An 18032-nucleotide genomic window follows, 5' to 3' on the forward strand; every position below is an offset into this window, starting at 1 on the left:
CACTCGCCACCGCGGATGCCGAGAATATCCCCTTGTGTGACTGATTCTGATTCAACAGATGCGCACAGAGGATCGAATGAGGGAGTGGCGGTGCCAGGGACACAAAGAGGCGCCCGACCGGCATGCGGTCGGGCGCCGTGCGCGCGGGGAGTACCCCCGGCGTGCCCAGGGGTGCACACGCGCCGGGGGTGCTCGGTCGTTCTCAGTCGTTGGCGACCACGGGGTAGCGCGGCTCGTTCTCGGCCATCTGCCGCAGCGCGTCCCTGCGCTCCCGCTTGGAGAGCCGGTCGATGTAGAGGTAGCCGTAGAGGTGGTCGGTCTCGTGCTGCAAACAGCGAGCGAAGTAGCCGGTGCCGCGCACCTTGACCTGGTTGCCGCGCTCGTCCTGACCGGTGACCTCGGCGTAGTCGGGGCGGGCGAGCGGCGCGTAGGCGGTCGGCACGGACAGGCAGCCCTCGTTGCTGTCGTCCAGGCGGCGGCGGTCGGCGGGCAGCTCGACGAGCCGCGGGTTGCAGACGACACCGGTGTGCCGGACACCCTCGTCGTCGGGGCAGTCGTAGACGAAGACCTTCAGGTCGACACCGATCTGGTTGGCGGCCAGCCCCACGCCCTCCGCGGTGCGCTGGCTGGCGAACATGTCCGCGACCAGCTGCTCCAGCTCCTCGCCGAACTCGGTGACGTCCCTGCACTCCTTGTGCAGCACCGGGTTGCCGACGACCGTGATCGGCCGCGAGGTACCCCGCTCACGCCACGCCGCCTCGCGGGCCTCGCAGTCCTCCGTGTCGACGACGTACCCCTCGTCGTCGACGGGGAGCACGCCCGCCTGCTGCTGATCGGTGTCCTGCTGCGCCATGACCGACGTACGCCTTCCTGCAAGCCTGAGAAGTTCTGCCCGTACAGCCTACGGGGACCGGTGGGCGCCCGGCTTCAGCAGACCTCTTCGAGGTCCCGCCAGTCACGCGAATCGGGGCTGTCCGCGACCCAGCCGTCCAGCAGCCCCCGCACCAGGGAGGCCGGCGCGGCCACCCCGCACTCCCGCTCGGGCACCCACAGCTGCCCGTCGGTGCGGTGGCCCAGCGGCCCGGGGTGCCCCGGCTCGCTGTGGTCGTGCGGGTCCAGGTGCACGCCGTCGCCCTCGTCGGAGGGCATCCGCGACTCCGAGCACGTCCGGCACAGCAGCCGGACCGAGGACGACCAGTCCTCGGCGGCGAAACCGGCGTCCGCGGCGAGCTGCTCCAACGCGTCCCGGTCGGCCTCGGTGGCGGCCTCCAGGAGGACCACCCAGGTGGGCACGGGCGAGGGCGCCCACAGTTCGATCTCGTCGAAGACGGGGAAGCTGTGCCCGGCCGCGGTGGTCCGTTCGCCGTGGGGCACTCCGTCGTGCAGCACGACCTCGCCCCAGCGCCGCCCGGAGGAGGGCAGCGGAATGGACAGCACCTCGATCCGGGCCGGGTCCAGGCGCCGGCCCCAGACCACCTCGGCCTCGCCCTCCGGCGACAGCCGCACAGCAGCGCTGCCCAGCTCCATGCCCACCGGCTCGGCGGCGGCGGTCGCGGCCCCGGGCACCTTCAGGCCGTACGCCTGCCAGGCCCGGCGGGCCAGCGGCCAGTCCTGCAGCGCGGTGGCCGCGATGCCGACGTTCCACCAGTCCGGCGCCCCGGTCTCCTTCTCCAGCAGGGCGACCGCCCTGAGGCCCGCCGCCCTCGCCTGTTCCCAGTCGTGCCGGAACTTGTGCAGCAGGGCGAGGTTGAACCAGGACTCCGACAACCAGGGCTCCAGGTCGGCGGCGCGCGTCAGCAGCGCGCCCGCGTCCTCGTACCGGCCGTCGCCGATCAGGGTGAACGCGCGGTCGGTGGCCTGCCGCCAGGAGGCGGAGGGCCGGTGCCGTCCCTTGCCGAAGATCCTCACGATTCCCGCCTGCCAGTTCCGTCGTATGGGCTGGCTCTGCCCCCGGACACCCTTTCCTTCGCATCCAACCACGTACGGCTTGAGGGGCGCTCATTACCCATGGGTTACCCCGCGGCGGAGGGTGTCAGACCACCCCCCGCGCCAGGACCCGGGCCAGTGATTCCACCACCTCGGCCGCGTACTCGCCCGCGCCGGCCAGGCGCAGTTCCTCCAGCGCCGTCAGCGAGCCGCCGGGCCCCGCGCCCCGCGCCTTCTCGTCGTAGGCGTTCACGGCCCGTACGATCCGCGCGGGCAGCGGCTGCTCGTCGCACGGGTCGGCCTGCCGCTCCACGACGACCGCGACCTCCCGGTCCACGCCGGTCTGCCGCACGACGGCACCGCCCAGCAGCGCGATCCGCCGCCGCTCGGTGGCGGGCAGACCCGCGGTGGCGCCCGCCGGCACCGGGTCGACGAGGCTGAGCTGGCCGATGTCGTGCATGAGGGCCGCGTGCTCCAGCACGGTCAGCTCCGGCTCCGTCAGCCCGAGGTCCCGGCCCACGGCCCGGCTGAGCGCCGCGACCCGGCGGGCGTGCCCGGCCGGGGTGTACCCGGCGACCTCGGTGGCGCGGGCCAGCGAGGCGATCGTCTGCCGGTAGGTGTCCCGCACGGAGGCGTACCGCCGCAGGGACAGCTGGGTGAGCAGCAGCGGCACGCAGAAGACCGGCAGCGCCCACAGACCCGCCACGGCCACCGCCAGGGCCATCACCGCGCCCGTGGCGCACACCGCGGACCCGATCCCGAGCAGGCCGCGCAGCTCCTCGCGCAGCAGCGGGCCGAACGGCCACCGGGTGCGCCGGTGGGCCTCGGCGGCGGCGAGCACGGCGCCGCACAGGGCGGTGAGCACCAGGAGGGCGACCAGCAGCGCGGCGTGCGCGGGGCCGGTCCGGCTCCGGAAGACCCCGCCGTTGTAGAGGGGTTGGAAGCAGAGGGCCGCGAAGGAGACGGTGAGAACGCGGCGGGCCAGGTGGTCGGCGGTCCTGCCGCGGCCGCGGGCGACGTGCGGCACGCTGCCCAGGAGCGAGGCGGCGAGCACCACGGTGACGACCTGGCACGCGCCGTGGTGGCTGGGCAGCCCGGCGTCCTCGCCGAGCAGGGCGTACGCGAGCGCTCCGGCGGCGCCGAGCGGCGCGGCCTCGCCCGCCTCGGTCCCCGGCCACCGGGTGAGTTCGCCGGCCAGCACCAGCACACCGAAGGCGAGGGCGGTCCCGCGTTCCTCCAGCCCGGTCCACAGGGTGACGCCCAGGCAGAGCAGGGCGACGAGCAGGGCGCAGCCGCGCACCGTCCCCATCAGCCGGGACCGCCGTGCCGGCGGGCTCCGTCCGCACTGGGCGGCTGGCTCGGGGAGGCGCGCGGGGAGGCGTGCCGGGCGGAGAGTGCCGATGTGCCGGTACCGGTGCCGGCGCCCGTGGGCGAGGGGGGCACGGCGCCGCCGGAGGTGTCGCCCGAGGGCGGCCGGGGCACGGCGTCGTCAGGGGTCTCCTCGGCGGTGACCGCCGGGTGCCAGCCGTGCCGGTCCAGGGCCCGGACCAGGGCGGTGACCATGCGCGGGTCGAACTGGGCGCCGACGCAGCGCTCCAGTTCCCGCAGGGCGGCCGTGACCGGCCGGGCCCGCCGGTAGGAGCGGGTGGACGTCATCGCGTCGAACGCGTCGGCCACGGCGACCACGCGCGCGCACTCCGGGATCTGGGCGCCCCTGAGGCCGTAGGGGTAGCCGCTGCCGTCGAGCCGTTCGTGGTGGTGCAGGATCGCGGAGCGGGCCTCGCCGAGGAAGGAGATGCCGCGCACCATCTCGTGCCCGTACTCGGGATGCAGTTCGATCACGCGCCGCTCCTCGGGGGTGAGCGGGCCGTCCTTGCGCAGCAGCCGGGTGGGTACGCCGAGTTTGCCGACGTCGTGCAGGATCCCGGCGAAGCGGAGCACCTCCACGCGTTCGTCGTCCAGGCCCAGTTCGCGGGCGATCATCATGGAGGCCTGCCCGACGCGTTCACTGTGTCCGCGCGTGTATCCGTCCTTGATGTCGACGGCCTGCACCAGCGCCCGGATGGTCGCCCGGTGGGCGGCCCGCTCGCGGTGGTACTGGGCGTACACCCACCAGGACACGCACATGGGCAGCAGCACGAGGAGGGCCGCGACCGGCCCGTACGGGCTGCGCCACAGGACCGCCATCATCAGCCCGCCGAGACCGTGCACGGCGATCGGCGCGAGCGAGCGGGCGAACGGGCCGCGCCAGGCGTGGCGCACCGGTGGCCGCGCCCGCTGCCCGCGCGGTACGGCCGGCACCCCGGCCGCCAGCAGGCGGATGCCCCCGTCCAGCGCGGTCAGCACCAGGCAGAACGCCGTCACGGCGGCGCCCGCGGGGACGAGGGCGTAGGGGAAGTCGCAGCCGACGACGGCGTCCCGGCCGCCCAGCTCCCAGTGCACGCGGGCCGCCGCCCACACGGCGAGGACGAGTTGCGCCGCCCGCCACAGGCGCCGCAGCGTCTCGGGCCGCTGTCCGGCCGGGGTGAGCAGGGCGCCGGGCAGCGGGACGAGCGCGGCGGCGGGCGGCGGCAGCAGGAAGGCCGCGGCCAGCAGGACGGGGTAGAACGGACCCGCGAAGTGCCGGCGGACGACCTGGTTGCAGCCCGCGTAGAGCGCGGCGAGCGTGACCAGCGCCCACCAGGGCGCGGGCATCACCGGCAGTGGCAGCAGACAGACCAGCGCGCCGAGGGCGACACAGGTGACGTACGCGCGGGCCCGCGGCGGAACCGCCTCCATGACGCCCCTCCCCGGTCATGCCTGTCCACGGCCAGTGGGCCGAGCCTAGGGCGCGGGGAGGGCGGTCCGCGGGCCGATAACCCGCGGATTAGCACGTAAGGGTGAACCGGGGGTCAGGACTCCTGCGGAGTCACCGGCGCCGTCGTCACGTCACGGTCGGAAGCGACCGGGCGGTCGGAGACCGGCTGTCCCGAGCGGAGCAGGTCGAGTCGGCCCATGACCTTGGCACGCAGGTCCGAGGGCACGTCGTCATGGCCGCAGCACCGCTTGACCAGCTTCTTCACGGCCTGCTCCAGGCCGTACTTCTCCAGGCACGGCGAGCACTCGTCGAAGTGCTGCCGGAACTTGTCGCGGTCGACGTCCGGCATCTCGCTGTCAAGGAACTCGTACAGGTGGTCGAGTACCTCACTGCAGTCCGTTTCGTGCGGATCTCCGCAGCTCATGAGCCCGAGCCTTTCGCTTCGTTCGACTCTCCGGCGCCGGCCGGGACCAGCCCGCGCTCGCGGGCGTAGTCCTCGAGCATGCCGCGCAGTTGACGGCGGCCCCGGTGCAGCCGGGACATCACCGTGCCGATGGGTGTCCCCATGATGTCCGCGATCTCCTTGTACGCAAAGCCCTCTACGTCCGCGAGATAGACGGCGATGCGGAATTCCTCGGGGATCGCCTGCAGCGCTTCCTTCACGTCCGAGTCGGGCAGGTGGTCGAGCGCCTGCGACTCCGCGGAGCGCAGACCCGTCGACATGTGCGACTCGGCACGCGCGAGCTGCCAGTCCTCGATCTCCTCCGCGGCGCTGCGCTGGGGTTCACGCTGCTTCTTGCGGTAGGAGTTGATGAAGGTGTTGGTGAGGATCCGGTACAGCCACGCCTTGAGGTTGGTGCCCTCGCGGAACTGGTGGAAGGACGCGTACGCCTTCGCGTACGTCTCCTGCACCAGGTCCTCGGCGTCGGCCGGGTTGCGCGTCATGCGCAGCGCCGCCGAGTACATCTGGTCGAGGAACTCCAGGGCGTCCCGCTCGAAGCGCGCGCTGCGCGCGGCGGTCGACTCCGCGGGCGCGTCCACGCCCGTGCCCTGGCCCTCGGGCAGCTCCGCCCGGCCGTTGTCGGTCCCTGCGTCGGTACCGGGAACCGGACCCACCTCCTCAAGCGACGTCGTGGGACCGAAGGCGGCCCCACTCGTTTCGGAGGATAGACGACGATCCGGTCCGCCCGCCGCCCGAATAGGGGCGGTCCTGGCCACGTGCAGCACCGACCAGTCCAGGTCGTTGTGGCTGCTACGGGCCGGGCAGATGGTCGAACCCATGCGGCGGACTCCCTCTCCTGACGACGGCGGCGCTGGGGCCCCAGCACTTCTGTCCGCCTCAACAGTGCGCACCGGGCGCACATTCCCGGGGTCTCACCCGAGTGACGCGGCCCACCGCACCACACCGTCGGTGAGGACGCCCAGGGCCTGCTCCTGGGTGATCTCCGCCCTCTTCGGTACGGCGAAGCCGTGATCGCCGTACGGCACGGTGATCAGCTCGAAGGGCCCCCCGGGGAACTCCTCCGGCTTCCCGAAGGGGTCGTTGCCGCCCTGGACGACCAGGGCCGGCACGCCCGCCCCGAGCAGTTCGGCGGCGCGGGACCTCTCCGGCCTGCCCGGCGGGTGCAGCGGGAAACCGAGGGCGAGCACGGCGTGCGCGCCCAGCTCGGCCGCCGTGCGGCAGGCCACGCGTGCGCCCGCGCTGCGCCCGCCGGAGACGACCGGCAGGCCCGGGGCGGCGAGCGCGGGCCAGACGCCGCGCCAGCCGGTGTCCAGCGTCTTCGGCGCGGGCGCGACCTTCTTGCCCGCCACCCGCCAGGGCTGCTCGACGAGCGCGACGCTCACGCCGTGCCCGGGGAGCGTGCGCGCCAGGGCCTGGAGGTCGCGGGCCTCGACGCCGCCGCCGGCGCCGTGGCCCACGGCGAGGACGAGGCGTGCCCGCGCCGCCCGGTGCCAGGTGACGCGGGCGGCTCCCACCGGTGTCTCGACGGTCTCAGGTGTGTCAGGGGTCACCCGGGAGAGGATGGCAGACGGGGCGGTCAGAAGAGGGTTCCCGCCTCCGGCGCCGGCAGTTCCTTCAGCAGCTCGGGGCCGTTGTTGCGGACGTTGCTCACCGCCGTGGCGACCGGGTACGCGCGCATCAGGCCCTCGGGCGGGGGTGCCAGCAGCGACCGCAGCTCGTCGGCGTCCGTGCGGGCCGGGTCCAGCCAGGCGTCCCAGCGGTCGGGGGTGAGCATCAGCGGCATCCGGGGGTGGATGTCGGCGAGCGAACGCGGCCCCTCGGCCGGGGCCGCCGCCAGCGGGGCCGTCTCGGCCTCCGTGGTGATCACCGAGCAGGTCACCCACCAGGCCCGCGGGTGGTCGTCGGGCAGCGTACGGTCCCGCCAGAACTCGTACAGCCCCGCCATCGCGAACACCGATCCGTCCGCCGGGGTCACGAAGTACGGCTGCTTGCGCGGGCGTTTGCGCTTGCCCTCGACCTCCAGCTCCCGCTCCTCGGTGCCGGTGACCCACTCGTAGTAGCCGTCGGCGGGCACGATGCAGCGCCGGGCGGCGAAGGCGCGGCGGTAGGAGGGCTTCTCGTGCACCGTCTCCGCGCGGGCGTTGATCATCCGGGCGGCGCCCTCGGGGCTCTTCGCCCAGGACGGGACCAGACCCCACCGCAGCTTCCGCAGCTGCCGAACCGGGCGGGTGTCCCGCGCGTCCTTCAAGGGGCGGTCGAGGACGACGTGGACCTCCTTGGTGGGCGCCACGTTGTAGTCGGGTTCCAGGGCCTCCTCCGGCTCCGACTTCTCGACTTCGAAGATTCCCGCGAGATCCTCGGCCCCGCGACTCGCCGCATACCGTCCGCACATGCGTGCCACACTGCCAGACTCCGTACGACGACAGGGAGCCCAACGGAAACATGGACAGCCTCGCCTCCGTCGCCCTGCCCGGCCTGTGGGACCGGCTCGTCGGCAGCCAGCCGGGACCCGACCTGTGGGTGGTGCTCGCCACCGCGGCCGCCGCCCTGGCCGTGGTGATCCCCCACACCCTGTGGCGGATCTCCCGCAACGCCATCACCATCGCCCACGAGGGCGGCCACGGCCTGGTGGCGCTGCTCACCGGCCGCACGCTGACCGGTATACGGCTGCACTCCGACACCAGCGGTCTCACCGTCAGCCGCGGCAGACCGTACGGCCTCGGCATGATCCTGACCGCCGCCTCCGGCTACACCGCTCCCCCGCTGCTGGGTCTGGGCGGCGCCGCCCTGCTGGCCGCCGGGCGCGTCACGCTGCTGCTGTGGGCGGCCACGGTGCTGCTGGTGGCGATGCTGGTGATGATCCGCAACGCCTACGGCGTGCTGACCGTGGTCCTCACCGGCGGCACCTTCCTGCTGGTGTCGTGGCTGGCGGGCACGCAGGTGCAGGCGGCGTTCGCGTACGCGGTGGTGTGGTTCCTGCTGCTCGGCGGGGTGCGCCCGGCCTTCGAACTCCAGGTGAAACGCTCGCGCGGGGGCACCGGGGACTCGGACGCGGACCAGCTGGCGCGGCTGACGCACGTGCCGGCGGCCCTGTGGCTGTTCCTCTTCCACGCGGTCTCGCTGTGCTCGCTGATGGGCGGGGGCCGCTGGCTGCTCGGCAGGTGAGCGGCCCATCGCGCCGGCGGCCGGTGACGATCACCGGGCCGCACCACAGGAAGGCCGCTGCGACGGCCTCCTTATAGAGTGGGCCCATGGCCCCGAACCCCGCCCACACCGCCCTCTGGCCCGCCCCGCACGCGAGCGGAGCCGTCGACGCGACGGTCCACGTGCCCGGGTCCAAGTCGGTCACCAACCGCGCCCTCGTGCTGGCCGCGCTGGCCTCCGAGCCGGGCTGGCTGCGCCGCCCGCTGCGCTCCCGGGACACGCTGCTGATGGCCGGTGCGCTGCGGGCGATGGGGGTCGGTATCGAGGAGACGGTGTCCTCCAGTTCCTCCGGCGCGGGCGGTTCGGGCGAGGCGTGGCGGGTGATCCCGGCGGGGCTGCACGGACCGGCCACGGTCGACGTGGGCAACGCGGGCACGGTGATGCGCTTCCTGCCGCCGGTCGCCGCGCTCGCCGACGGCCCCGTCCGCTTCGACGGCGACCCCCGCTCCTACGAGCGGCCGCTGCACGGCGTGATCGACGCGCTGCGCGCGCTGGGCGCCCGGATCGACGACGACGGGCGCGGCGCGCTGCCGCTGACCGTGCACGGCGGCGGCGCCCTGGACGGCGGCCCGGTGGAGATCGACGCCTCCTCGTCCTCCCAGTTCGTCTCCGCCCTGCTGCTGTCCGGGCCGCGCTTCAACCAGGGCGTCGAGGTCCGCCACGTCGGGGCGACGCTGCCGTCGATGCCGCACATCCGGATGACGGTGGACATGCTGCGCGCGGTCGGCGCCCAGGTGGACACCCCGGAGTCGGGCGGCGAGCACAACGTGTGGCGGGTGACGCCGGGCGCCCTGCTCGGCCGGGACCTGACGATCGAGCCGGACCTGTCCAACGCGCAGCCGTTCCTCGCGGCGGCGCTGGTGACCGGCGGCAAGGTGGTCGTCCCGGACTGGCCGGAGCGGACCACCCAGCCGGGCGACCGGCTGCGGGAGATCTTCACGGAGATGGGCGGCTCCTGCGAACTGACCGACTACGGTCTGGTGTTCACCGGATCGGGGGCGGTGCACGGCATCGACGTGGACCTGGGCGAGGTCGGCGAGCTGACCCCCGGCGTCGCGGCCGTCGCCGCGCTCGCGGACTCCCCCTCGACCCTGCGGGGCGTGGCCCACCTCCGGCTGCACGAGACCGACCGGCTGGCCGCGCTCACCAAGGAGATCAACGAACTCGGCGGTGACGTGACCGAGACGGCCGACGGCCTGCACATCCGCCCGCGCCCGCTGCACGGCGGCGCCTTCCACACCTACGAGGACCACCGCATGGCGACGGCCGGTGCGATCATCGGCCTGGCGGTCGAGGGCGTGCGGATCGAGAACGTGGCGACGACGGCGAAGACCCTGCCGGACTTCCCCGACCTGTGGACCGGGATGCTCGGGGCGTAGGACGCGGGGAACACGCCATGCGCCGCTACGGCAAGCACACCGACGAGGACGACATCCGCTCCCGGCCCAACCGCCGGGGCAACCGACCGCGTACGCACATCCGCCCCAAGCACGAGGACGCCGCCGAGGGCATGGTGCTCACCGTCGACCGGGGCCGGCTGACCTGCCTCGTCGAGGGCCGTACGGTCGTCGCGATGAAGGCCCGCGAACTGGGCCGCAAGGCCGCCGTCGTGGGTGACCAGGTGGCCCTCGTCGGCGACCTGTCCGGCCAGAAGGACACCCTCGCGCGCATCGTCCGCATCGGCGAGCGCACCTCCGTCCTGCGCCGCACCGCGGACGACGACGACCCCTACGAGCGCGTGGTCGTGGCCAACGCCGACCAGCTGGCCATCGTCACCGCGCTCGCCGACCCCGAACCGCGCCCGCGGCTGATCGACCGCTGCCTGGTGGCGGCGTACGACGCGGGGCTCGAACCGCTCCTGGTGCTGACGAAGTCGGACCTGGCCCCGCCGGACAAGCTCCTGGAGCTGTACGGGGCGCTCGACATCCCCTACGTCGTCACCAGCCGCGAGGAGCTGGAGAGGGGCGGCGCGGCGGACCGGGTGCGCGCGCATCTCGGCGGCCGGGTCACCGCGTTCGTGGGGCACTCCGGCGTCGGCAAGACCACGCTCGTCAACGCGCTGGTCCCCGACGAGCGCCGGCGCACGACGGGGCACGTGAACGCGGTCACCGGCCGGGGCCGGCACACCACCACCTCGGCGCTGGCGCTGCCGCTGGCGGGCGGCGAGGGCTGGGTCGTGGACACCCCGGGCGTACGGTCGTTCGGGCTCGCCCACATCGACCCGTCCCGGGTCATCCACGCCTTCCCCGACCTGGAACCCGGCACAAAGGGCTGCCCGCGCGCGTGCAGCCACGACGAGCCGGACTGCGCGCTGGACGCCTGGGTGGCCGACGGCCACGCCGCCCCGGCCCGGCTGTACTCGCTGCGCCGGCTGCTGGCCACGCGGGAGCGCACGGAGGGCGACTGAGGGCGGCCGGCCCGTCCCCGGGGCCCGCGTTGTTTGCCGCACCCTCGGGCAGGTAAGTGCATAATCGCACCGAGCCGGAGCGGCCACGGAACGCGGACACACGGGAGGACAGCACATGGCGTGGCTGCTGGTCATCGTCGCGGGACTGCTCGAGACCGGCTTCGCCGTCTGTCTGAAACTCTCGCACGGTTTCACCCGGCTCTGGCCGACCATCGCCTTCGCCTGCTTCGCCCTCGGCAGCTTCGGCCTGCTCACCCTGTCCCTGCGCAAGCTCGATGTGGGACCGGCGTACGCGGTGTGGACCGGCATCGGCGCGGCGGGCACCGCGATCTACGGCATGATCTTCCTCGGCGACCTGGTGTCGACGCTGAAGATCGTCTCGATCAGCTTCGTCATCCTCGGCGTGATCGGGCTGCAGTTGTCCGGTTCCACGCACTGATCCGTCGCCCTTGCCCACGTCCTGAGTCCCCGTAGCGGTCCTCCGTAATGGCTCCACGTACTGCCCCCGGCTCCGATCGGCCCCGCCGACGGGGTTCAGACGGCTTGGTGACGGTGCAGCAGGCCGTGCACGAGGCCGGCGAGCCCCGTCCCATGGGGCGGGGCGGCGACGCAGGAGAGCGCGAGACGGAACACCAGTTCGCAGTCACCGGCCAGTTCGGCCCGGTCCGCGCCCGTCGCGCCCGGCCCGGCCAGGGCCGCCACCGCCCGGTCGCGGACGGTCGCGAGCAGGTCGCCCGGCGAGGGCAGCGGGCCGTCCGCCCTGCGCTGCGCGGGCACGGCGCAGGAGGACGGGACGGCCGACAGCACCGGCGCGGGCAGGCGCTCGCTCCAGCAGCCGGTGAGCAGGGCCCTGACCAGAACGCCGCCGCGCGCGGCCGCCGCGGTCCACTCGGCGGCGGCGGTCAGGCGCTCGCGCGGGTCGCCGGGGCCGGTCAGGGCGCGCTCGACCCCGGCGAGGTAGCCGTCCGCCTCTTTCCTGACCAGGGCCCGCGCCAGCCCGTCCTTGCCGCCGAACTCGTTGTAGAGCGTCTGCCGCGACACGCCCGCCGCCGCGGCCACGTCCACCATCCGCACGGCGGACCACGGCCGGCTGCCCAGCGCCGCACGAGCGGCGTCGAGCAGGGATTCCCGCGCTGCAGGCATCATCGCCTCCCCGGGATCAGGTCCTGGCGGCTCTGGGCACAGAGTTGACGCGGGTGGGGGCACTGTCAAGGGTCCGCGTCGACGCGGGTGGGAGCACGGCCCCGGGTCCGCGGCGGCGCGGGTGCGGGCACGGCCGGTGGTCGCGGCGACACCCGGCGGCCACCTGGTGTTCAGCACCCCTTGTGGCCTCGGGCCGCCTCGGACGGATACCGTTCCGTACATGCCCGACTACCTCGACGATCTGCGTCTGGCCCACGTCCTCGCGGACGCGGCGGACGCGGCCACCATGGACCGCTTCAAGGCCCTCGACCTCAAGGTCGAGACGAAGCCCGACATGACCCCGGTCAGTGAGGCGGACAAGGCGGCCGAGGAGCTGATCCGCGGCCAGCTGCAGCGCGCCCGCCCCCGTGACGCGGTCCTCGGCGAGGAGTACGGCGTCGAGGGCACCGGCCCGCGCCGCTGGGTCGTCGACCCGATCGACGGCACCAAGAACTACGTGCGCGGCGTGCCCGTGTGGGCCACGCTGATCTCCCTGACGGAGGCGGGCGAGGGCGGCTACCAGCCGGTCGTCGGGGTCGTCTCCGCGCCCGCGCTCGGCCGTCGCTGGTGGGCCGCGAAGGGCCACGGCGCCTTCTCCGGCCGCAGCCTGTCGCAGGCGTCCCGGCTCCAGGTCTCGCGCGTGTCCCGGCTCGCGGACGCCTCGTTCGCGTACTCCTCCCTCAGCGGCTGGGAGCAGCAGGGGCGCCTCGGCGGCTTCCTGGACCTGACCCGCGAGGTGTGGCGCACGCGCGCGTACGGCGACTTCTGGCCCTACATGATGGTGGCCGAGGGGTCGGTGGACTTCTGCGCCGAGCCCGAACTGTCGCTGTGGGACATGGCCGCGAACGCCATCGTCGTCACCGAGGCGGGCGGCACCTTCACCGCCCTCGATGGCCGGCCCGGCCCGCACGGCGGCAACGCGGCGGCGTCCAACGGGCTGCTGCACGACGAGATGCTGGGGTATCTCAACCGGCGCACCTGAGCACCCTCGGACACCCCTCGCACCACCCAACACAGCTCGTGCGCCCTCTTGTTGCCCCCCGTTTCGCCTGCGACTCTGGGAAGCCCCCACTTGTGAACAAGTGAATCCGACCCTCACGCGGTCCCGGCCCCTTCGGGGCCGTCCTCCGCGTGGATTCCTTGAGGAGGTGGCTCCATCCCATGCTCGCCCCCCTGCTCGTCCGCGACGCCATGAGCACGGTGGTCCTCACCATCGGCCCCGACCACACCCTCCGCCAGGCCGCCGCCCTGATGTCCGCCCGCCGTGTCGGCGCGGCCGTCGTCCACGACCCCGACGCCGGCGGCATCGGCATCCTCACCGAACGCGACATCCTCAACTCCGTCGGCCTGGGCCAGAGCCCGGACACCGAGCACGCCCACGCCCACACCACCACCGACGTCGTCTTCGCCGCGCCGTCCTGGACCCTGGAGGAGGCGGCGCTGGCCATGGCGCACGGCGGCTTCCGCCACCTCATCGTCCTGGAGCGCGGCGAGCCGGCCGGCATCGTCTCGGTCCGCGACGTCATCCGCTGCTGGGCGCCCGCCCGGCGGCACGCGGCACAGGTGCCTGCCTGAGCCCGCACGGCCCACGGCCCACGGCCCACGGCCCACGGCACGGCTCCTACCGCGCGGACGGAGATCGCACCCGGCACGAACGGAGGCGGGCCGGGTCCCCGAAGGAACCCGGCCCGCCCGCCCCGGCAAACGGTCCAGTGCTGGTGTCAGCCGCGCAGGGCCTGGACCGCGGCCTCCAGCCGCTTGCCGAAGTCTCCGTCGGCCTGACGGAAGTTGTCGATCGCGCGCTCGACGATGTCCTCGCGCGAGACCTGGGAGAGGGCACCGGCGAGGTTGCCGATCAGCCGGTCCTTCTCCTCCTGCGTCATCAGCCGGTAGAGGTTGCCGGCCTGGACGAAGTCGTTGTCCTCGGCGTGCGAGGGAGCCGCGTGGTCCCCGGTCGCGCCCGTGACCTCGACGGGCTGCCACAGCGGGCGGTCCGTCTGGAAGGGGCCGCCGAAGCTGTTCGGCTCGTAGTTCTTCGCACCCTTGTGCCGGCCGTCGTACAGGTAGCCGTCACGGGCGTGGGTGCGCGCCTCGGTGGCGTGCGGCCGGTTCACCGGCAGGTGCGCGGCGTTGATGCCGACGCGGTAGCGGTGGGCGTCGCCGTAGGCGAACAGGCGGCCCTGGAGCATCTTGTCCGGGGACGGGCCGATGCCGGGGACGAAGTTCGCCGGGGTGAAGATCGACTGCTCTACCTCGGCGAAGACGTTCTCCGGGTTGCGGTTCAGCTCCAGCTTGCCGAACTCGACCAGCGGGTAGTCGGCGTGCGGCCACACCTTGGTCAGGTCGAACGGGTTGAACCGGTAGGCCGCCGCGTCCGCCGCGGGCATGATCTGCGCGTACACCGTCCAGGACGGGAACTCGCCGCGCTCGATCGCCTCCCGCAGGTCACGCTGGTGCGAGTCGGGGTCCTTGCCCGCCAGGACGTCCGCCTCCTCGGCGGTCAGGCACTTGATGCCCTGGTCCGTCTTGAAGTGGTACTTGACCCAGAAGGCCTCTCCGGCCTCGTTGCTCCACTGGTACGTGTGCGAGCCGAAGCCGTCCATGTGCCGGTAGGAGGCGGGGATGCCGCGGTCGCCGAAGAGCCAGGTCACCTGGTGCGTGGACTCCGGCGACAGGCTCCAGAAGTCCCAGACGTTGTCCGGCTCGGTGGAACCCGTGTACGGGTCGCGCTTCTGGGTGTGGATGAAGTCGGGGAACTTGATGGCGTCCTTGATGAAGAACACCGGGGTGTTGTTGCCGACGAGGTCGTAGTTGCCCTCCTCGGTGTAGAACTTCAGCGCGAAACCGCGCGGGTCACGCACCGCGTCGGCGGCGCCCAGGTTGCCGGCCACGGTGGAGAAGCGGAGGAAGGTCTCCGTCTCCTTGCCGACCTCGGAGAGGAACTTGGCGCGCGTGTACCGCGTGACGTCGGCGGTGACCGTGAAGGTGCCGTAGGCGCCGGCGCCGCGGGCGTGCACCACGCGCTCCGGGATGCGCTCGCGGTTGAAGTGGGCGAGCTTCTCCAGGAGGAGCTGGTCCTGGACGAGAACCGGGCCGCCGACGCCCGCCGTCTCGCTGTTCTGGTTGTCGGCTACCGGAGCACCGGCCTCCGTGGTGAGCGGCCCCTGGGTCACGTCGCCTCCTGCGGCATTTTCTCTGGTCCTGTCGCTTGGCCGAAGCCAGTCTCGATCCTACAATGGACAATGTCTAAGTCAAGTAAGGCTCCAAAGTCACACTTGTTCGGGATCTGTTCTCCATGCTGTTAGGCTGGTGTGCATGAGTGACCTTCTGGAACGGTTGCGTGGACGCGGCTGGCGCATGACCGCGCAGCGGCGCGTCGTGGCCGAGGTCCTGGACGGCGAGCACGTACATCTGACCGCCGACGAGGTGCACGCACGGGCCGTGACCAAGCTGCCCGAGATCTCCCGCGCCACCGTCTACAACACGTTGGGCGAGCTGGTCACCCTGGGTGAGGTGCTGGAGGTCAGTACCGACAAGCGCGCCAAGCGGTACGACCCCAACGCGCACCGGCCGCACCACCACCTGGTCTGCGCCGGCTGCGGCGCGATCCGTGACGTCCACCCGGGCGGCAACCCGCTGGCCGACCTCCCGGACTCCGAGCGCTTCGGCTTCACGGTCTCGGACGTCGAGGTGACGTACCGCGGGCTTTGTCCCAACTGCGCGTCGGCCTGACGTACACACGTAGAACGCGGAGCCCCGGCACCTTCTCCTGGTGCCGGGGCTCCGTGGTGTGCGGGTGTGTCCATAGGGATGCGGTGGGCGGGGTCAACCCGTGACGGCCCCGGAACGCACCGAGGGCCGGAATCCTGATCGGATTCCGGCCCTCAGCCTTCAGTAGCGGGGACAGGATTTGAACCTGCGACCTCTGGGTTATGAGCCCAGCGAGCTACCGAGCTGCTCCACCCCGCGTCGATGAATAGAACACTACGTGACTGACGGGAGAAGAAGCAAATCGCTTCTCCGGAGCCCCGTCACCAGCCGTCGGCAGCCCCCGCGGGCCCCGCCGGCAGCAGCGACGCTGTCGGGCCGACAGCATCACAGCAGCCCGCGGGACGTCACGCCGACAGCTCCTCGCGCAGCGCGTCCCTCAGCCGCGCCGCCCGCTGGGCCACCTCGCGCGGCCCCAGCGCCACGGCCCGGTCGGCCCACCGCTGCCCCTCCGCCAGCTCGCCCCGCCGCGCGTAGACGAGCGCCAGCCGCAGCGCCGCCCGCCCGTGCCCGGCGTCCGCGGCCCGCGTCCACCACACGGCCGCCTCCGGTTCGCTGCCCTCGCGGGCGAGCAGCAGGCCGAGGTTGAACGCGCCGTTGCGGGACCCGGCCTCCGCGGCCTGCCGGTACCACCCCGCCGCCTCGACCACGTCGCCGCGGGCGGCGGCCAGCATCCCCACCCGCACCTGCGCCCGGCGGTGTCCCTGGGAGGCCGCCCGCTCGTACCACTCCTCGCACTCGGTCTTCTCGTGGATCACCGACTCCCCGAGTTCGTGCGCCGGCGGTGGTGGCCGGCGCGCGTCGAGCACGGCCGCCAGCCGGTACGCGGCCTCCGCGCTCCCGCCACCGGCCGCGCACCTGAGGTGCCGCTCGGCCGCCCGCTCGTCACCGGCGCGCAGCCGGGCCATCCCGACCTGGAGGGCAGCCTCCGTGTGCCCGGCCGCCGCCGCCCGCTCGTACCAGCGCAGCGCCTCGGCCTGAAGACCGCGCCCGGCGTAGAGGATGCCCAGGTTGAAGGCGGCGTCGACGCTGCCGGCCTCGGCCGCCTTGGAGAACCACGGCTCCGCACCGGTGGTGTCCCCGCCCTGGAGCAGCAGGACCGCCAGGGCGTTCGCGGCCTCCCGGTGCCCGGCGTAGGCCGCGTGCCGGTACCACTGCTCGGCCTGCGGGGTGCGGCCCTGCTCGGCGCAGAGCAGGGCGAGGTTGTACGCGCCGTTCACGTCACCGGCGTCCATCGCCGCGCGGTACCAGCGCTCGGCGGTCTGCGTCTCGCCGCGCTCGGCGTGCAGCGCGCCCAGCGCGTTCGCCGCGTTGCCGTCGCCGTCCTGTGCGGCCCGCAGCCACCACACGGCCGCGCTCTCGGTGTCCCCGGCGTCGCGCAGCAGGAAGCCGAGCGCGCAGGCCGCCCGCGCCTCGCCGTCCTTGGCGGAGGTCAGGTACCAGCGACCGGCCTCCTTCAGCTCGCCCCGCTTCTCCAGGATCGCCCCGAGGTGCAGCGCCGCGCGCCGGTGGCCGCGCGCGGCGGCCTGCCGGTACCACTGTTCGGCCTCGCCCGGGGGGCCCGTGCCACTGCCGCCCGCACCGCCGCCCTCCGCCCCGTCGTGTCCGGACCGCCGGTCCAGGGCGCGGGCCAGACGGTACGCCGCCTCCCGGTGCCCGCGCTCGGCGGCTACGCGCATCCAGCGCTCGGCACCCGGGTCGGCACGGTGTTCGAGCAGGTCGGAGAGGGCGTAGGCGCCCAGGACGTGGCCCTGCTCGGCGGACTGGCGCAGCCAGTACTCGGCGGCGGGCTCGTCGCCGCGCTCGCGATGGTGGCGCCCGAGCGCGTGCGCGGCCGGGGCGGAGCCGGCGACGGCGGCGATACGCCACCAGCCGGCCGCCTCGTCGGCGTACCCGCGCTGCTGGAGGAGGACACCCAGGTTGTTGGCCGCCGCGCGGTCGCCGGCGGCGGTGGCGGCGCGCAGGTGGGGTTCGGCTCCGTCGAGGTCGCCGCGGCGCAGCAGCATCGCCCCGAGGACACTCATCGCCTCGACGTCACCGGCCTCGGCGGCCAGCCGGCGGCGCGCCAGCTCGGCGACCTCGTCGGCGACCGCACCGGTCTCGTCGGCGCCGGTCTCGTCCGCGCCGGTCTCGTCCGTGACGCTCCGGTCCGTCCCCTCGGGCTGCTCGACCTGCCCGGGGTCGGAAGTCTGCACAAAACGCCCTGTCTCGAACAGAGTTACCTTGTCCCCCATAACGTCCATCGTCGCACCACCCGCAACCTGGGTACACCTGGTATACCGCAG

18 protein-coding genes and 1 tRNA gene are annotated in these 18032 nt (G+C 73.5%); 7 read left to right on the top strand and 12 right to left on the bottom strand.

The window, feature by feature from the left end; genetic code table 11:
• Positions 1 to 202: 202 nt before the first annotated feature.
• From def to AB0G56_RS16095, 8 genes are all read right to left on the bottom strand, one after another.
• Entirely contained in the window at positions 203 to 853 is a 651-nt protein-coding gene (def, locus tag AB0G56_RS16060; RefSeq protein ID WP_360969480.1) for a peptide deformylase, read from the bottom strand.
• Positions 854 to 927: 74 nt separating this feature from the next.
• The gene (locus AB0G56_RS16065) at positions 928 to 1908 is read right to left on the bottom strand and encodes a hypothetical protein (protein WP_360969482.1); all 981 of its coding nucleotides are present in this window, start codon (positions 1906 to 1908) and stop codon (positions 928 to 930) included.
• A gap of 124 nt (positions 1909 to 2032) precedes the next feature.
• Positions 2033 to 3235: an HD domain-containing protein gene (locus tag AB0G56_RS16070; protein WP_360969484.1), complete on the bottom strand. Its 1203-nt coding sequence runs from the start codon at positions 3233 to 3235 to the stop codon at positions 2033 to 2035.
• Complete coding sequence (locus tag AB0G56_RS16075; RefSeq protein WP_360969485.1) at positions 3235 to 4704, bottom strand: HD-GYP domain-containing protein; 1470 nt, start codon at positions 4702 to 4704, stop codon at positions 3235 to 3237. Before AB0G56_RS16075 ends, AB0G56_RS16070 begins: the two co-directional genes overlap by 1 nt.
• A gap of 113 nt (positions 4705 to 4817) precedes the next feature.
• Positions 4818 to 5147, bottom strand: a complete 330-nt coding sequence (gene rsrA / locus AB0G56_RS16080) for a mycothiol system anti-sigma-R factor (protein ID WP_360969487.1) — start codon at positions 5145 to 5147, stop codon at positions 4818 to 4820.
• Complete coding sequence (gene sigR, locus AB0G56_RS16085; RefSeq protein WP_360969489.1) at positions 5144 to 5839, bottom strand: RNA polymerase sigma factor SigR; 696 nt, start codon at positions 5837 to 5839, stop codon at positions 5144 to 5146. Before sigR ends, rsrA begins: the two co-directional genes overlap by 4 nt.
• Positions 5840 to 6097: 258 nt before the next feature.
• A complete protein-coding gene (locus tag AB0G56_RS16090) occupies positions 6098 to 6736 on the bottom strand; it encodes an alpha/beta family hydrolase (RefSeq protein ID WP_360969491.1) in 639 nt (212 codons plus the stop codon).
• 26 nt (positions 6737 to 6762) lie between these two features.
• The gene (locus AB0G56_RS16095; protein WP_360969493.1) at positions 6763 to 7578 is read right to left on the bottom strand and encodes an SOS response-associated peptidase; all 816 of its coding nucleotides are present in this window, start codon (positions 7576 to 7578) and stop codon (positions 6763 to 6765) included.
• A 50-nt stretch (positions 7579 to 7628) separates the two neighbouring features.
• Here AB0G56_RS16095 and AB0G56_RS16100 point away from each other — a divergent pair, with 50 nt between their 5' ends.
• The 4 genes from AB0G56_RS16100 to AB0G56_RS16115 all read left to right on the top strand — a co-directional run bounded on the left by AB0G56_RS16100 (position 7629) and on the right by AB0G56_RS16115 (position 11236).
• The gene (locus AB0G56_RS16100; RefSeq protein WP_360969495.1) at positions 7629 to 8351 is read left to right on the top strand and encodes a M50 family metallopeptidase; all 723 of its coding nucleotides are present in this window, start codon (positions 7629 to 7631) and stop codon (positions 8349 to 8351) included.
• A gap of 86 nt (positions 8352 to 8437) precedes the next feature.
• Positions 8438 to 9769, top strand: coding sequence for a 3-phosphoshikimate 1-carboxyvinyltransferase (aroA, locus tag AB0G56_RS16105; protein ID WP_360969497.1), 1332 nt, complete (start codon positions 8438 to 8440; stop codon positions 9767 to 9769).
• A gap of 17 nt (positions 9770 to 9786) precedes the next feature.
• Positions 9787 to 10797 (top strand): ribosome small subunit-dependent GTPase A, encoded by a 1011-nt coding sequence (gene rsgA, locus AB0G56_RS16110; protein WP_360969499.1) that lies wholly within the window; start codon positions 9787 to 9789, stop codon positions 10795 to 10797.
• Between the two features lie 115 nt (positions 10798 to 10912).
• Positions 10913 to 11236: a multidrug efflux SMR transporter gene (locus AB0G56_RS16115; RefSeq protein WP_360969500.1), complete on the top strand. Its 324-nt coding sequence runs from the start codon at positions 10913 to 10915 to the stop codon at positions 11234 to 11236.
• A 95-nt stretch (positions 11237 to 11331) separates the two neighbouring features.
• Here AB0G56_RS16115 and AB0G56_RS16120 read toward each other — a convergent pair whose 3' ends face one another.
• Complete coding sequence (locus AB0G56_RS16120; protein WP_360969502.1) at positions 11332 to 11943, bottom strand: TetR/AcrR family transcriptional regulator; 612 nt, start codon at positions 11941 to 11943, stop codon at positions 11332 to 11334.
• A gap of 217 nt (positions 11944 to 12160) precedes the next feature.
• Between AB0G56_RS16120 and hisN the strand changes: the two genes are divergently transcribed.
• Both hisN and AB0G56_RS16130 read left to right on the top strand, forming a co-directional pair.
• Entirely contained in the window at positions 12161 to 12961 is an 801-nt protein-coding gene (gene hisN, locus AB0G56_RS16125) for a histidinol-phosphatase (protein ID WP_360969504.1), read from the top strand.
• A 191-nt stretch (positions 12962 to 13152) separates the two neighbouring features.
• Positions 13153 to 13554, top strand: a complete 402-nt coding sequence (locus tag AB0G56_RS16130) for a CBS domain-containing protein (protein ID WP_360969626.1) — start codon at positions 13153 to 13155, stop codon at positions 13552 to 13554.
• 146 nt (positions 13555 to 13700) lie between these two features.
• On the opposite strand, the gene AB0G56_RS16135 is transcribed toward AB0G56_RS16130, so the two are convergent.
• Positions 13701 to 15152, bottom strand: coding sequence for a catalase (locus AB0G56_RS16135; RefSeq protein WP_360969506.1), 1452 nt, complete (start codon positions 15150 to 15152; stop codon positions 13701 to 13703).
• 142 nt (positions 15153 to 15294) lie between these two features.
• Between AB0G56_RS16135 and AB0G56_RS16140 the strand changes: the two genes are divergently transcribed.
• The gene (locus AB0G56_RS16140; RefSeq protein ID WP_360969508.1) at positions 15295 to 15711 is read left to right on the top strand and encodes a Fur family transcriptional regulator; all 417 of its coding nucleotides are present in this window, start codon (positions 15295 to 15297) and stop codon (positions 15709 to 15711) included.
• Between the two features lie 163 nt (positions 15712 to 15874).
• Here the strand turns inward: AB0G56_RS16140 and AB0G56_RS16145 are convergent.
• Positions 15875 to 15948 (bottom strand) — tRNA-Met (locus tag AB0G56_RS16145).
• A 146-nt stretch (positions 15949 to 16094) separates the two neighbouring features.
• The gene (locus AB0G56_RS16150) at positions 16095 to 17990 is read right to left on the bottom strand and encodes a tetratricopeptide repeat protein (RefSeq protein WP_360969510.1); all 1896 of its coding nucleotides are present in this window, start codon (positions 17988 to 17990) and stop codon (positions 16095 to 16097) included.
• Positions 17991 to 18032 lie beyond the last annotated feature (42 nt).

The organism is Streptomyces sp. NPDC021356, from assembly GCF_040641015.1.
In the GTDB taxonomy this organism is placed as follows: Bacteria; Actinomycetota; Actinomycetes; order Streptomycetales; family Streptomycetaceae; genus Streptomyces.

What these genes read in the sequence shown, in the direction of transcription:
- aroA (WP_360969497.1), top strand. Translation starts at nt 8,438, where the DNA reads ATGGCCCCGAACCCCGCCCACACCGCCCTCTGGCCCGCCCCGCACGCG.
- hisN (WP_360969504.1), top strand. Translation starts at nt 12,161, where the DNA reads ATGCCCGACTACCTCGACGATCTGCGTCTGGCCCACGTCCTCGCGGAC.
- AB0G56_RS16150 (WP_360969510.1), bottom strand. Translation starts at nt 17,990, where the DNA reads ATGGACGTTATGGGGGACAAGGTAACTCTGTTCGAGACAGGGCGTTTT.
- AB0G56_RS16100 (WP_360969495.1), top strand. Translation starts at nt 7,629, where the DNA reads ATGGACAGCCTCGCCTCCGTCGCCCTGCCCGGCCTGTGGGACCGGCTC.
- AB0G56_RS16120 (WP_360969502.1), bottom strand. Translation starts at nt 11,943, where the DNA reads ATGATGCCTGCAGCGCGGGAATCCCTGCTCGACGCCGCTCGTGCGGCG.
- rsgA (WP_360969499.1), top strand. Translation starts at nt 9,787, where the DNA reads ATGCGCCGCTACGGCAAGCACACCGACGAGGACGACATCCGCTCCCGG.
- rsrA (WP_360969487.1), bottom strand. Translation starts at nt 5,147, where the DNA reads ATGAGCTGCGGAGATCCGCACGAAACGGACTGCAGTGAGGTACTCGAC.
- AB0G56_RS16075 (WP_360969485.1), bottom strand. Translation starts at nt 4,704, where the DNA reads ATGGAGGCGGTTCCGCCGCGGGCCCGCGCGTACGTCACCTGTGTCGCC.
- AB0G56_RS16140 (WP_360969508.1), top strand. Translation starts at nt 15,295, where the DNA reads ATGAGTGACCTTCTGGAACGGTTGCGTGGACGCGGCTGGCGCATGACC.
- AB0G56_RS16115 (WP_360969500.1), top strand. Translation starts at nt 10,913, where the DNA reads ATGGCGTGGCTGCTGGTCATCGTCGCGGGACTGCTCGAGACCGGCTTC.
- def (WP_360969480.1), bottom strand. Translation starts at nt 853, where the DNA reads ATGGCGCAGCAGGACACCGATCAGCAGCAGGCGGGCGTGCTCCCCGTC.
- AB0G56_RS16095 (WP_360969493.1), bottom strand. Translation starts at nt 7,578, where the DNA reads ATGTGCGGACGGTATGCGGCGAGTCGCGGGGCCGAGGATCTCGCGGGA.
- AB0G56_RS16070 (WP_360969484.1), bottom strand. Translation starts at nt 3,235, where the DNA reads ATGGGGACGGTGCGCGGCTGCGCCCTGCTCGTCGCCCTGCTCTGCCTG.